Source organism: Ferrovum myxofaciens, assembly GCF_000735045.1.
Classification (GTDB): Bacteria; Pseudomonadota; Gammaproteobacteria; order Burkholderiales; family Ferrovaceae; genus Ferrovum; species Ferrovum myxofaciens.
Genome location: NZ_JPOQ01000056.1, coordinates 1 through 14375, shown reverse-complemented (window position 1 = coordinate 14375; position 14375 = coordinate 1). Strand labels below are relative to the sequence as shown.

9 protein-coding genes and 2 pseudogenes are annotated in these 14375 nt (G+C 54.6%); 5 read left to right on the top strand and 6 right to left on the bottom strand.

All coding sequences use genetic code 11. The features are described 5' to 3' along the window. Nucleotide 1: 1 nt before the first annotated feature. From IV91_RS0107815 to IV91_RS0107795, 5 genes are read right to left on the bottom strand one after another with little or no spacing between them, the layout of a single operon-like run. Nucleotides 2–2890, bottom strand: coding sequence for a DUF1156 domain-containing protein (locus tag IV91_RS0107815; RefSeq protein ID WP_031597389.1), 2889 nt, complete (start codon nt 2888–2890; stop codon nt 2–4). Continuing rightward, a complete protein-coding gene (locus tag IV91_RS0107810; protein WP_031597388.1) occupies nt 2887–3612 on the bottom strand; it encodes a retron system putative HNH endonuclease in 726 nt (241 codons plus the stop codon). Before IV91_RS0107810 ends, IV91_RS0107815 begins: the two co-directional genes overlap by 4 nt. Further along, entirely contained in the window at nt 3609–4973 is a 1365-nt protein-coding gene (locus IV91_RS15755; RefSeq protein WP_035417459.1) for an AAA family ATPase, read from the bottom strand. Before IV91_RS15755 ends, IV91_RS0107810 begins: the two co-directional genes overlap by 4 nt. After that, entirely contained in the window at nt 4970–8515 is a 3546-nt protein-coding gene (locus IV91_RS0107800) for a helicase-related protein (RefSeq protein WP_031597386.1), read from the bottom strand. The genes IV91_RS15755 and IV91_RS0107800 overlap by 4 nt, the downstream gene beginning before the upstream one ends. A 14-nt stretch (nt 8516–8529) precedes the next feature. Further along, nucleotides 8530–9411 carry a helix-turn-helix transcriptional regulator gene (locus IV91_RS0107795; protein ID WP_031597385.1) on the bottom strand — a complete coding sequence of 294 codons (882 nt, stop codon included), beginning with the start codon at nt 9409–9411 and terminating at the stop codon, nt 8530–8532. Between the two features lie 800 nt (nt 9412–10211). On the opposite strand from IV91_RS0107795, the gene IV91_RS17905 reads away from it, so the two are divergent. Next, entirely contained in the window at nt 10212–11099 is an 888-nt protein-coding gene (locus tag IV91_RS17905) for a UPF0149 family protein (RefSeq protein WP_150112426.1), read from the top strand. Between the two features lie 57 nt (nt 11100–11156). Then, nucleotides 11157–11567, top strand: a pseudogene (locus IV91_RS19710) (YrrC family ATP-dependent DNA helicase); the annotation flags it as partial. Here IV91_RS19710 and IV91_RS0107780 read toward each other — a convergent pair. Beyond that, nucleotides 11530–12762 carry an IS1380 family transposase gene (locus tag IV91_RS0107780; protein WP_411463866.1) on the bottom strand — a complete coding sequence of 411 codons (1233 nt, stop codon included), beginning with the start codon at nt 12760–12762 and terminating at the stop codon, nt 11530–11532. The pseudogene IV91_RS19710 and the gene IV91_RS0107780 overlap by 38 nt on opposite strands. Nucleotides 12763–12991: 229 nt before the next feature. On the opposite strand from IV91_RS0107780, the pseudogene IV91_RS0107775 reads away from it, so the two are divergent. The 3 genes and pseudogenes from IV91_RS0107775 to IV91_RS0107760 form a co-directional block, all read left to right on the top strand. Beyond that, nucleotides 12992–13264 (top strand): annotated as a pseudogene (locus IV91_RS0107775) (ATP-binding protein); the annotation flags it as partial. 153 nt (nt 13265–13417) lie between these two features. After that, on the top strand, nt 13418–13750 hold the full coding sequence (locus tag IV91_RS17210) for a type II toxin-antitoxin system RelE/ParE family toxin (protein WP_031597380.1): 333 nt from the start codon (nt 13418–13420) through the stop codon (nt 13748–13750). Continuing rightward, nucleotides 13740–14051, top strand: coding sequence for a helix-turn-helix domain-containing transcriptional regulator (locus tag IV91_RS0107760; RefSeq protein ID WP_031597379.1), 312 nt, complete (start codon nt 13740–13742; stop codon nt 14049–14051). The genes IV91_RS17210 and IV91_RS0107760 overlap by 11 nt, the downstream gene beginning before the upstream one ends. The last annotated feature ends 324 nt before the right edge of the window (nt 14052–14375 follow it).

Sequence of the window (14375 nt, the reverse complement as noted above, 5' to 3'; positions counted from 1 at the left end):
ATCAAATATCCAGTTTTGTTTGCGAACCAAGGATGCCTGCGTCCGCAGACGCTTGCTCAATGCTCGACCACGCCGTCACCAACTCGTTGTAGGCGCGCGCCTCTTCTGCCCAGCCTTTGCGTTCGCAGAGGGTGTAGAGGCGATATGCCAGCGCACGCATTGGCTCGGCACGGGCGGGCATACGCGCCAGCAGTGCGCCCGCAGCCGACTCACCGTCCTGGTTTAACGCTCGAATTAGTTGGTGCAGGGCCTCCCATACGGGTGTACGGGCGTCGCCTTCAGGCGACCAGTCTTTGGGAAGTTCTGCCCATCTCAGCAGACGCAAGCTACCTGCGCCGCTTTCAATCACCCCGGAATCTTGCAGACCACCAACACTGGTGCCCTTGGCACGAGCCAGCACATCGGCGTCCCCAAACTTGCCAGTGGCCCAGCCTTGGCTTTCAAACCAGTGCAAACAGAACTGGGTGTCGTGATCAAAATCATCTTCGGCGAAAAAACGATTGATAAGCTGCAACGCAGTGCGCACGCTCATCGGTTTGCCGTCCGCTTCCAGCACCGCCGCGTACTGACTGAATATGGCCATGCCGGGGCCGATGATGGCTTGTGACAAGTCCACCGGTGCTACCGGGGAATTCACGCCTCCACGGGTCATATCCAGCAGCGCCTCAGGGAGCGACGCGTTGAGCTCACGTAGGAATTCACGGCGGCTTACAGTGGCAGCGTCGGGTGCGCGCTTACGGCAGACGAGAATGATGCTGGACGCAAGCGCATTGTTACCTTGGCCGATCATCCGCCCAGCTCCTTCAGTCCGCATCGGCCATGTGCCAGATAGTGAAAAACCAGCACGCAGCACTGCCTCAAGGAAGGTTTCCCAACCTGTACTGTGGGTGCCCGCGTCTCTTTTCGTCTCTGCCTGCTTAAACGCGTAGTAGATGGTTACGGGGAAAGCTGGATGCGCCTGTTCAGCCAGGCTATGCATCGCACGAGTCATGCCGTTGAGGAAAAATTCTTCTGCCTGAGTTTTTCCGCCGTGCCGATATGCTGTAGCGACCAACTCCTCGGCCTTAGGTACTGCAAGGGTGGCGTAGATGCCAGGAAATATCGGCTTCAAACTCTTACGCAGCCAGACGTAAAAAAAATCGGACAGATCAGCGTATCCGATATTGTCGTAATAGGGAGGATCGGTGGAAATAACCTTGTTGACACTTATGATTTGTGTCGAAGCATCAGCCTGTTGAGCCCAACCGTTGCCATTTCTGGGGAAATCACGAATTGCCATTGCTCCCTTATCGATGGCAGTTTCGAAGCTTCCTCCAGCATCGGCAAACGAGTTTGCCTCAGCAAAATCCCAAGTCATCGGAATAGCTTGTCGTGCAAATGTTTCCCGAAAAGCTCCGCGGTCATTCATCCAAGTGGCTATGGACGAACCGATATTGCTAACTTTGCTCACCGCAAAAGCCAAATACACTCCGACGGCTTGTGCATAAGCCGTTGCACCATTACCGCCAGCATCTAGCCCAATTTTGTCGTCAGCGAAACCTGCTGTCAGTGCATCCTGCCTGCAGCATTGAATAGCTTCTTGTACCAATTCGGAAAAGGTTGTCAATGTCACCAGTTGTCTGGCGGTAAATAGGTCACCCCATTCCCTAAGGCCATAAGGTACGCAAGTGCCGCCAGTCAGACGCGCAGGTACATCTCCTGACGGCTTCCAAGTCGGTTGCGCTCCTTTAGCAGCAGCTTCTTGCTCTTTGGTCGGCGACAGATAAACACGACCGCGCACACCTTCTGCCACGATAGCCATCAACCGACTACCCATGCGCCCAGCCTGGCCTTCTGCTTTAATGTGGTCACCGCCAATTGGGGTTTGCGACAACAGGCATGCAAAATTTGAACCGCGACCGAGTGCCTTGGTACCAGCTATTGCTGCCTCTGTAGGGGTGCCAACTTTCACCTCAAAGCGGTACTGATCTCCTTCAACGACGGGTTCAACATACGCCTCTTTGCCAGACTTGCTTGCGAGCACAAAAGTCGATGCCAGCGGCACTTCTGAGTGGCTAAAAGCCGGGTTTGGACTACGCACGGTGCGTGCCCATAACCAAGCAATCACAGTGAGTTTCTGTCCAAGCAGTGGTTTTAGATCGGGGCGTTCGGCAGCCATTGCTTCCGTGATCTCAATCTGTGGATAGAGGTGGCCGATCTTCTTTTCTGCTTTTGCTCGCATCCACGCGCCATAGCGACGCACATCCTCGGCCAGTCCCCTCGCGCCACTCCAGTCTTCGGATAATTTGCCCTGCTTGTCGCCCACAGCGCGCGGCCCTACCGGTGCTCGTCCAGAAAATTTTGGGGGAATCTCGATCATCGCCTTATTGATCGTCACCGCCACAGGATTGAGGTCAGATGCGTAGCTCTCCAGTCCAAGGCGCTGGGCTTCCAAAGGCAATGCGCCACCACCTGCAAACGGATCATGGAAGGCGGGCAGCTTGTCCGGATTGAACAGCTCGGCGGCCTGTGGGTGGCCTTTATTCAGCTCGCATGTCTCACGCCAACTGCGCACAATTTCGGCCCGAGCCCGGGCCAACACTTCCTCGTTGGTCGTGTTTTCCCAAAGCACGAGGTCTTCAATGATCTTAAAAAGACGCTCACGCTCGATCTCGGCCTTCTCCTTGTTAACCCCGTACTTGAAGCCACCACCTTGCTGGTAGCCAGGGTCGTTGACCATTTGTGCAAATATTACAGCCCGCGCAGCAGCCAATGGACGACGTGCCCACCACAGATGAAGCGTGCTTGGATGACCGTGGCGGATTGATTTCTCGCGGGCGCACGCGGCGTTGATTGCGTCGAGCGGCAGTGCGACCTCAATGAGTTTTTTTGGTGTTTTGATGGTGGTCATACGAGTCCTGGGGCGTGCTGCTGCAAGGTGTGTTCGGCAAGCTGGCCGAAGAACTGGCGTGTCAGGCTGAAGAAACGGCTGAGGCGCTCGTTGCGCGGCAGCAAGTCAATGCTGGCCAGATCGGGCAGGCTCCAGCCTTTGGTTTGGTGCTCTTGAAAAAGCTGATCGAGCTCATCCCACCATTGCCGTCTGCGGGTGATCAGGTAGGGGCTGTTAAGGTTAAGTAGATCAATGGTGTATTGAGCCCGGTCTTGCTCCTGCGCATTCAGATTGCCCGCAGGCACTACACGGCCATCGGACAGGTAGGCGAAATAGCGTCGGCAATCCAGTTGATGGCAAGAGACAAAGCGCGCTAGGTCAACCGAATCACGTTTGCCTGGTGCGTGACCACCAAAGACCTCGTGGCCTTGTGCTTTGAACGCGGCGAGGTCATTGGAGCTGTCAAGCGCGCTTGCAGCAAGATTTCTGTAATCAAAGGTGCGCGCCGGGTTCTGACTTTTATTCTCTACATGTTCGATGTGGTAGCCCAAGCCTTCTTCATCAGACCGCATTTCGCTATAGCAGCACAGTTGATACTGCTCATTGAGAATGGATTGCTGGACAGCTGCTTTGTGACTGAAACTGCTCCAGCGACTGGTGGCCTGCTGCGGCGTAGTAGGCGGATTGGCGTGTGACTGATTGAGGTGATAGCCACCGTTGCCTTGTTTGGTGATGGCCCTCATTGCTTCAGAGCCTCCTGCCGCTGGATGCTGCGTTGCAGTCGTTGCAATTGCGGGTGTTGTGCACCCAACGCGGCAACCAGGGTTTGCATCAACTGCGTTGCCTCTGAGCTTTGATAGTTGCCTTGATCAACCCACTCGGTTAGGCGCTGCAGGTCAGCTTTTTCGCTGACGGGCGGTTGCGGGTCAACCATCATCACGCTGTGCAGCACGTCGCCACTGGGCTCACCGTAGGTCATGGCCAAAGGAGGTGCTGCAATGATTTTTCCACTGGCATCGGGGCCTATGACCCGGATGTTTTCGCGCTTGACTGTACTAAGAACCTGAGGGCTGTGGGTCGTAACGATGAACTGGGTGTTGCGGAAGGTTTGCATCAGATCAGTGAGCACGCGTTGCTGCCACGATGGGTGCAGATGCAAATCAACCTCATCGATCAAGGCAATAGCAGGGAGATCGAGAGGATTCATGATCTCCATGCCATCAGTTACCATCCGACTGTTTGCTTGCGCCAAGCGGCGAGCGAAATCCATAGTCAACCCAAGCACCACGCGGTAGCCATCGCTGAGTTGGCTGATACGCAAGGTACGGGTGGTGCCGTCAGGCGCCAGCCGATCAATGACGAAACGCAGAGGACGGATTTCGGTACGTGGTTTGCTGAATCCGACTGGAAGCAGACGAACGATGGCTCTTCGCACTACCTCTAGCTCTGGATGTTGATAGTCGAAGTCACGGCGTGTTTCACGCTCACGGCGCTCGGCATCCTCCATTGCGTTGAACCACTCGAAAGCTGCTCTGAACCGTGAATCTGGTTCTAGCGCACCAGCCAAAGCATCAAACCGAGAGAAGTTTTTCTTGAAGCCACGGCGGCGTTGCACCTCCTCGCGGATAGCGCGGTTGGTGCCGTAGTAGGCAATGACAGGAAGGAAGTACGCCTGTTGTTCGGATTCGGCTTGAACGAGTCCGAGAGTGAACTCATCCAGATCTTTCAATCCACGGCCCAAAAGGGCTGCTTGTTCTTCAGAAAGTAGTTTCTTGATCGCCGACGCATTCACCGTGCCATCCCGCTTCCGACCGCCTGCCCAAGCAAGTTGAGCGTCTTCTCGTGTGCGAGCTTCCCAAGCGAGCATCATGAATGGCTCGCGCCGCTCCCCTTGCGTGACGCGCAGATCGGTTTCTTTAGTGGTTCTACCAGACACACCAGGCAATTTAATCAGATAGCGACCAAATCCGATTGCAATTGCGTCCAAGATCGCCGTTTTACCAGCACCGTTCTCGGCAATGATGACCGTGAGGCGCTTGCCAAAGTCGATGCTCAATTCATCGAAGCATCGGAAATTTTTTAGATGTAGCCGTTCGAGCTTCATATTTGTCCTCCTGGTAGTGCTGATCGAGCCAACAGTTGTTCAAGGTCTAAGTTGATGCTGGTGACTGCCCAATCCGGTTCTTGCGTGAAGGGCTTGGTCACGTAGAACGGCCCCTCGTGCTGGTCACCGTCCACCATGACTATGGCCAGGATGAATTTGTCCTGCTGGTTCAGCCCGTAGAGGATTTCATTGCGGGTGACCGTAACCGTGCTGCTACCTTTGGCGCGACCCTTGACCTCAATGTGGCGTGAGGGGGGCAACTTGCCATCTATCGCTTTTGGCAGGCTGGTTACATCCCATCCGCACTTTTGCGCCGATACGTCAATGACCTCGTGGCCAAGGGCACGCTCGGCAGCCATCACGGCGTTCATGGCTGCCCACTCCACCCGGGCGCGGGCGTCGGCATCGGCTGTCCAGCCTGCGATTGATTCAGGTTCGCCTGCGCGCTGCGCCAACAGGCCTGCAGGAATCACCAAGGCACCACCGGCAACAACGGGCGTTGCTGAGATAACGTGGCGCATGGCCAGCAGTTCTTTTTCGCGTGATTCGCGGCGGGCTGTGAGGTCGTCAATAGTGCGGCGGACATTTTCGAGCGACAGGCGCACGTCTTTGCCTGCGGCGATGTCGTCTTGAAGCTTGATGTAGCGGTCTGACCAGTAATTGATTTCCTTGACCAAGCGCTCGTGAACTGCGGCTAGGGTCTTGTCGACATTCTTCTCGCGGCGATTACGCACCTCGTCGAAGTGCTCTGGCACGAGATGGGTGGAGGCGTGCGCCAGCGCAACCTGCTCGAGGTTTTGCGCATCGGTGCCGTTGAGCCACGGTGCTTCGAACACGTCCTGAATCAGTGCTAGATCGGCCTTGCTTATGGATTCCATATCCAAGTGGGGGGCCCAGCCAGCATTGATGGTGTTGCCCTGTGGGTCGATCTCAACAAATTGCATCCGGCGAGACACAACGTGGGCGGGATCTGCACCTTCTCGCACCGATTGGTCGATGATGAACATCACCTTGGGGGTGATGCCCATATCGCTGGGGTCGACCAGCACTGCGCCTTGCTTGAGTTTGTTGCGATGCTGTTCCAGCACGAGGTCGGTCACCGATTGCATCAGCGGGTGGCCGGGGTGCATCAGGCTGGCCATTGGCGCACCGACACGCTCGATTAGACGGACGAATTGCTTCTCGAAGCAAACGCGTTCGTAGCGACGCAGTACGGTGTCGGCGTTGCGGCGGTCACGTCCGGTGATTTGGCGGTCGCGTTCGCGGATATTGGCTGGAACGTGGGTGATCTCGTAGCGCCCTTGTTCGCGCGGGCGCAGTTCACCGCCGAGTTGCTGGAATGCCTGATTGAAGAAGGAGCGAATGAAATAAGGCTGCAGCTTGCGGGCCTCTGCCTTTTCCATTTCCTCCTTGACGGCAAACAGGCGCTCGGTACTCATTACCTCTTCGCACAGGGCATTGCGCTTGATGATGTTTTCAAGGTGGACAGTGTCGAGCGCACCTTCAATTTTGCGCAGCAGGCGCCAGCGGACTTCGGGGTCTTCGCCGTAGCGTATCGCTTCGATCAGCAGATCTTTGAGGCTCTTGTCCTCAAACACTTCGCCGAGGATGTCGAACACACGACCACCCAATGCTTCGCGCTCGACTTCCAGCTTCTCGAACAGGCGCTGGAACACGTCACCCTCGCGGGTTTCGGCGGCGACCATATTCCACAAGTGGCAGACCTCGGTCTGGCCAATCCGGTGGATACGACCGAAGCGCTGCTCCAAGCGGTTGGGATTCCAGGGCAGGTCGTAATTGACCATCAGGTTGGCGTTTTGCAGGTTCACACCTTCGCCAGCGGCGTCGGTAGCCAGCAGTACGCGCGTTGCCGGGTCATTGCGGAACAGTTCCTGAACCTTGCGGCGCTCTTCGCGTTTGACGCCGCCGTGGATCATCGTCACGGCTTCTTCGTTGCCGATCAGTCCACGAATCTTGATCGCGAGGTAATTCAGCGTGTCGCGATGCTCGGTGAAGATGATCAGCTTGCGCTGGCGGCCACTTTCTTCGCGCATGGTCGGCGACTGCAACAGGTTGGAAAGTTCGTCCCACTTGCGGTCTTGGCCGGAGTGGACAACCTGCTTTGCCTGCTCCTCCAAGGCGTCAAGGATGATGATTTCAGCCTCGAGCTCCTGAATCGTTTGCGCGGCTGTCGCTTGATCGACCACGGCCTCTTCGAAATTCTCATAGTCGTCGGGAGACATGGCGTCGGCAGACTCCCAAATGTCTTCTGGAGCGCCATTGACGTTGAGCGTTTCAGCCAGCGTTTGACCACGATTGCGCAGTTTTTCATCTTCAACACGGCGCTTGAGTTTGTTGCACCGACGTTTGAGTGATTGGTAAATCGCCTCGGGGCTCGACGCCAATCGCCGTTGCAGGGATGTCAAGGCGAAGCCGACGTTACCTTTGCGCTGCCCGTCCAGTTGATCGGCCCGGTTCATTTCCTCTTTGACGTAGTCGGTGACAGCAGCGTAAAGCGCAGCTTCAGGATCAGAGAGTTTGTAGTTGGCGGTGATCGCGCGGCGGTCAGGGAACAGTTTGGTGCCATCGAAGCGCAGCATCTCTTCCTTGACTGTGCGGCGCATCAAATCGGTGACGTCGACCTTGTGCGCACCGTCGCGGAACTTGCCATAGAAGCGGTCGGAGTCCAGCAAAGACATGAACAACTGGAAGTCCTCTTCCTTGCCGTTGTGCGGCGTTGCCGTCATCAGCAGGAAGTGGCGCGTGATCGAACCCAGCAGTTCGCCCAGTTGGAAGCGCTTGGTCTTGTTGACCTTGTTGCCGAAGTAGCTGGCTGACAGTTTGTGCGCTTCATCGACAACGATCAGATCCCAATGGGATAGTCGCAGCTTTTCTTGGAGGTCTTCGTTGCGGGAGAGTTGATCTACCCGAGCGACCATCAGGTCGATATCGTCGAACGGATTGCCTCCGCGTGACTGCTCAACTTGCTCGCGGGAAAACAATGTGAAAGACAGGCCGAACTTCTCGAACATTTCGTCCTGCCACTGTTCGACCAGACTGCCCGGCGCAACAATCAGGATGCGCTTGGCATCGGCACGCATCAACAGTTCGCGGATGAACAGCCCGGCCATGATGGTTTTGCCCGCACCCGGATCGTCCGCAAGCACATAACGAAGGGGCTGGCGTGGCAGCATTGATTCGTAAACAGCGGTGATCTGGTGCGGCAGCGGCTCCACATTGGATGTGTGGACGGCCATCATTGGATCGAACAGGTGGGCCAGATTGATCCGGTAGGCTTCGACTGCGAGCTTAAATTCCTCACCCGGCGCATCAAACGCCCAGGGGCGGCCAGCCTCGGCCAGCGACAACTTCACCTCGTCGTTGCGGAATAGCATCCGTTCCAGGAGCTTGCCATCCGCTGTCTTGTAGTAGACGGTGAGGGCGTTGTCGCCGACAGGTTCCGTGGTAACAATGCGCACGACATGCCCGGGCTCGATACCGGAGATGGCTGCGTTTTTCTTGATGTCTTCTAGTTTTAGCATTTGTAAGCCTTCTCCTAAACCTCGTACCCGGGTGCAAGCACGAGGTTGGTCACGCCATAAAGCGCTTGGCGATTGCGCAGCCAGAGGTGGTATTCGACACCCTTGAGACTGTGGTCTTCGGTGCAATCCACGTTCCAGCGACGCATCAGATATCCGGCCATTGCCGCGCGCACGCGCATCCGTAGCGCGCCGTTTTCCATGCCGTACTCGGCTTCAATGGTATCGGGGTGCTGAACGTTGGCCGGGTGAGGAACCAGTTCAATCTCAGCGATCCGGTTCCACTGAATGTCTTGGTCGGAGTTTTCGTGCTCCTGAACCGCACCGGCGACCGGTCTGGCATCAGCAATTCGAGTCAGTACGAAATCGCGGAAGTCGCCGCTGCGACGGTCGAACGCGCGGACGTGCCAACGCTGCCCGTTGTCGGCCAAGGCGAATGGGACGATCTCACGGGTGGTCAATCCGCTGGACAGCGCGCGGTAAGAAATCTCGACAGCTGTTTTCTTGTGGATGGCGCGAGTCAGCACCGACAACATTTCGAGATCCAGATTGATCGACAGCTCCGAACCTTCACACGCCACCAATTGGCGGACACGCATCGGCTCGCCGTCACCAAAGCCCTGCGACAGCCACGTAAGGACGCGACTTGCTGCAAAGTCGAACACCGGGCGGAACCAATCGGCGCGCACATAAACCTTGCGCTTGGTGTCGTAGTCAAGATTGCGAGGGCCTAGTTCTTTGTACTGGCCGATGTCGCGAGTTGCCGCCGCCGCCTGGATGCCAAACCGTTCCACCAAGTCCTGGCGGCGAAATTCCCCGACAAAACGCAGGCGCAACTCAAGGAACGCGAGGCGGTCGCGTTGCGATTGGGTCATTGCTGAAAGTTGGTCGCTGGACATTTGCTATGGCTTCGATGGTCTATCGGTATTGTTTAGCAGAGTTTATACGACTCAATACACAACGTCAAGCGTCGCATATTGCAGCGAAGTCTATCGCTTAATGATGATGACTAAACGGCGTACTCTATCCAGGCAGGTCGTCTGGTACCGGGTTTCGCTCCTGGGGCGGTGGTTCGATAGCGGAATCGGGGATCGAACTGGGGCGTTCGACGATTGGGCCGTTACAGCACAGGTTTCGCAGGGCGATGCGCCCTCGCACGGTAAGTGCGGGCGGATGGAATTCGGCCAAATACTCGAATCCACGACCGCAAGATCAAAACCTTGCTATCCTTGTCGGACTGCGGACGCGGGTTCAATTCCGTAAACGGGAATCGAACTGGCTGTCGATCTTGCGGCACATGCTGACGTCAGAAGCGCTGGGATTTGTTTCCATCCACGGAAGTAACGGGTAGGTTTCGCACCTTTCCGCAGCAGTTGGCAGCGGGCATAATGGCCTGAACTGGCGCGGTTTGGCGCGGGATTGCGCCCCACCACCATTACCTTAAATCCCAACCCGTATCGGTTGGGATTTTTTTGCCCGCAACGCCCCTGTTGGCGCGGTTCCGGCAGTTTTTCTCTTGAGCGTTACCCTGCAACCGACCCAGTTTCCGGTACCACTTTCCTTGTTTTCCTCTCTCTGTTCTCTGTTGGCCTCTTGAGCGCTCAAGAGGTCGCGTCCAGGATTCATGCGGGTTTCCGGCTCATCGGTTATGATCACGAATTGGGTGAGCGTAGGCGACCGAAACAGGGAATAGCAGGCTGTGAATCGCCTCAACCACAGACCCAAAAAAGCACTTGGATTCAGAAGAAGTATTATTCGAAGTAACGGTGCGCTACGGCAGCCACCGTCAGGTGTTGAACTAAAAACTCGAAACCGTCAGCACTATTCGATAAGGGATTCTCCGATGAATGTGAACCAGCCTCTTACCGATGATGAAATCAACGAACTGGATGATTTTCTGCTTTCCGATAAATCGCCGGGATCCTGTATGGATATTTCCACTTTCGATGGTTTTCTGGCAGCCGTCGTACTCAATCCCGATGTAATCCTTCCCAGCCGCTGGTTACCATGGGTATGGGATATGGACAATGGCGAAGAATCTCCCGAATTCGACACGCTGGATGAGGCGAGCCGCATCTCGAACCTGATCATGCGCCATTACAACACGGTAGCAACCACAATCGACGAGGACCGCTTCGGCCCCCTGCTATTTGTACTACCTCAACCTGACAACAGTGAGTTTTACGATGCTGAAGGCTGGTGCGAAGGATTCATGCTCGGTGCCGCGGTATTTCTTGAACCCTGGTGGCGATCCATCATGAAGGATCGCACCGAACTGGTTGCACCCATGGTGCTCCTGGGAACCGAGCCGGGTTGGGAGATTCTTTCAGAGAGTGCCGACGAGAAACGCGCGATTCAGGAAGCCTATGATTCCATTCCCGATGCCATAGTGGCGCTGCACGCTTATTTCGAGCCCCTACGCATGCAGGCAATTGAGTCGCGTATCGGGAATATTCGTACTTCAAACGATGATGAAACACAGCCCTTTCGCCGAAGCGACGCCAAAGTGGGACGCAACGACCCGTGCCCGTGCGGTTCCGGCAAGAAATTCAAGAAGTGCTGTGGATCCGATGAGTTATTCCATTGATTGAGACGGTACTCTGCACCGCTTGCCGTCCTTTCGTATTTTTCGGCTACGCCTCCCATGCTGAATCCAAGAATTCCGCAAGAAACCACCAGCGAACATGAGCGCCTGGCCGGTCTGGTCGAGCGCGTCACCTTCCATAACGCCGAAAACGGCTTCTGCGTCCTGCGCCTCAAGGTCAAGGGAGAACGCGAACTCGTCACCCTGATCGGACATACCCCCATGATCTCTCCAGGAGAATATGTCTCGGCATCCGGAAACTGGGCCATAGACCGAGAACATGGTAGGCAATTTCGCGCCCTCGTCGTCAAAGTCTCTCCCCCCAATACCTTGTCCGGAATAGAGCGCTATCTGGGTTCAGGCATGGTCAAGGGCATCGGTCCGGTATATGCAGGCAGGCTAGTCAAGGCTTTCGGCGCAGAAGTTTTCGACATCATTGATCAGATGCCGGAACGGTTGCGCGAAGTAACCAAGCCCTATGTTTTCTTGGGATTGATAGCATCAGTCGTTTTGGCTCATCGGTCTTCGAATTTGTTTTCCATGCGCCTCCGATAGACAGCACGAGCCCATGCAGGGTAGATAAGGTATGTTGCACCCGTGCGCGCATCACGGATTGACGGAATAAACTCATCAGGTTGTAGGCCAGCATGGCAAATCCAAGAGCGGATTCTGTCGCCCAAAAGTCCCTGAGATTGAATGCATCCAGACCGAAGTCGGCTTTCAATTCCTTGATTCTGTTCTCGCAATCCGCACGTCCGCGATAAGTGCGCCAGACCTCCGCAACCGGGAGTTCCAGAGTAGTGACAAAAGCCCCCGTAACGCCATCCTTGAATGTCAGGATCATCTTCGAAGAGGGGCAAAGTTTTCCCGGAGCATTTTTCCTTTGTCGGATGCTTTGTCGTACCACGATAACCCGGCGTGGTTGGCTCCAGCATGCCGCTTGATAACTAATTTCCGTCAATTCTAATCCGGGCTCCAGTGCCCACCAACCCGTGGCCTGATAAAGCCCCCGTTGCAATACCTGATTCAGGCGTGCCGCAATAATGTAAGGGATTCTCTTTTCTTCCAGAACCTTCAGGAAAACATCTTCGAAAAAGCCGCTATCAGCACGTAACAACCCAACTTTTTTCTCCCCAAGATGGGCTAATGTGGCCTCAAGAAATTGCAGAACATTGTTGGCGGAGTGTGTATTTCCCGGACGTAGCCAGAAGTTAGCCACCATGCGCGCCTCAGCCACAAAAGCCAACAAGGGATGGTGACTGGCCCGACCACGCCGCCCCGGGTTGTACCCTCGGACCGCCCCTTCTTGCTCCCCATTGCGCGTGATCACGGTAGAGTCCAGATCCAGAGTCACGCTTTTCAACGCGTGAATTTGATCAAACAGCCAGCGATAAATCTCGCACTGCACCTGCTCGTTACGGATCATGTCAAACCGATTGAAAAAACGTACCAAAGCCTTGTGCCCAGCCGCTTTCGTCCAGCCAAACAAACGTACCAGCGTGTTATCCATACGCACCATCTCAAGATGCGAAAACCGACAGGCACCACACCATATCGATACGAGAAATTGTTCCACCAACTGCCTCGGGTCGTATCCCCGATTGGAACCAGGTTCGGGGAGCCCCCAGGTCGTGACTGCCTCAGAAAACCCCATACTGTCGAGCATTTTCTTGAATAGGGCCAGCCCACCCCAGGCAGTCACCTCGCGGTCACTGAATCCCACGGAAAAATCATCGCCAGAAAGAATTTCAGATTGCGCCATTTTCGGTAACCACATGATAAAAAAGAATATATCTAATTATGTCCATTAGAACCTTTGCAACCATGACCCCCTCAGTCAATGGCCTTGGTAGTTTGCCAGAAATCAACCCAAATCTCTAATGAACAATTTGGGTTTAATCGTAATCGACGAATTGGGATACCTGCCGATGAGCCGACAGAGCAACCATAATCTGTTTCAACTGATCCATGCCCTGCATGAGTTCAGATCAATCATCCTGACCACCAACAAGGACTTTACACGCTGGGGAGATTTCTTTATTGATGAAAATGTGGTCGTACCAATTGTTGATCGACTGATACACCATGCCCAAATATTCATGCTTGGGGGTGAAAGCTACCGTCTGAGGCAAAAATTAGGCGGTGGTTCTGGGGTGGGTCAAAATTAATGGCCAAAAGTGGGTCAAATCTGTTGGCCATTGACAATCACTTATTTTCCGACAGGCAAGAAGTTGCAATTGCCGCAGTTTTGAAACAAATTTACTTCCTTTATCGAATCTCGTAACTCTTGACAGTAATTCGTTTATAGACGAAAATTAACCATGTACGAAATCCGACACTATCTAACTACGGACGAGAAGGATATCTATCTCGACTGGCTTCGAGAATTGCGCGATGTGACTGCAAAAATTGCGGTGAATCGACGAGTGACGCGCATCGAGCTTGGCAATTTTGGCGATCATAAATTTTGTCGTGATGGAGTATGGGAGCTACGCATTGATGTTGGTTCTGGCTATAGGGTGTATTACGCGGTTTCTGGTAAAGAAATTGTTTTGCTTCTGTGTGGCGGCGACAAGCGAACCCAAGATGCAGATATCGATAGGGCATGTGGATACTGGCAAGACTGGCAAAGGAGATCAAACGATGAAAGATAGAGCGCATGACGAGGCAATGGCCGAGATGTTCCGGGATGATCCCGGCTATGCGATTCAATTGCTCAATAGTATTCTTGAGGACGGCGATCAGAGCGAACTTCTAATTACCCTACGTCAAATGACGAAAGCCTTTGGCGGAGTGCAAACCGTAGCTGAAACTGCTCACTTGAGCACGACACAACTTTACCGCACCTTGTCACCAGAGGGTAATCCTGTGCTTAGCAGCCTGTCTGCCATTCTCAAAGCAATGGGTCTGCGCCTAGCGGTGCAGTCTGTCCAGACACCGCACGCACACGCCTAAACCTTAGGTTACAGACCTTATTACTTGCGATGATAAGTATCGGTTTAAACGAATCTGAAAATTTCGTGGATTAGGGCTTATAACGAATAAGGTTAGGTCGTGATCGCGAAGCGAGCCACGACCTGAACCGTTTGTTGGACGAGCCCGGTTAAGCTATGACAAAGGCTATGCAAATATCTCTTCGACCTGCCACCCAGCTGTGGACTCAAACGCCCTGAATATTTTTAAAAGCCACTTTTAACCGGGCAACTACACCAGTTTCCTGTACCAAAAGTGGCTGATTTACCCGTTTTCAGCCGATTTCAGGATGAGTTGAGTCGCACC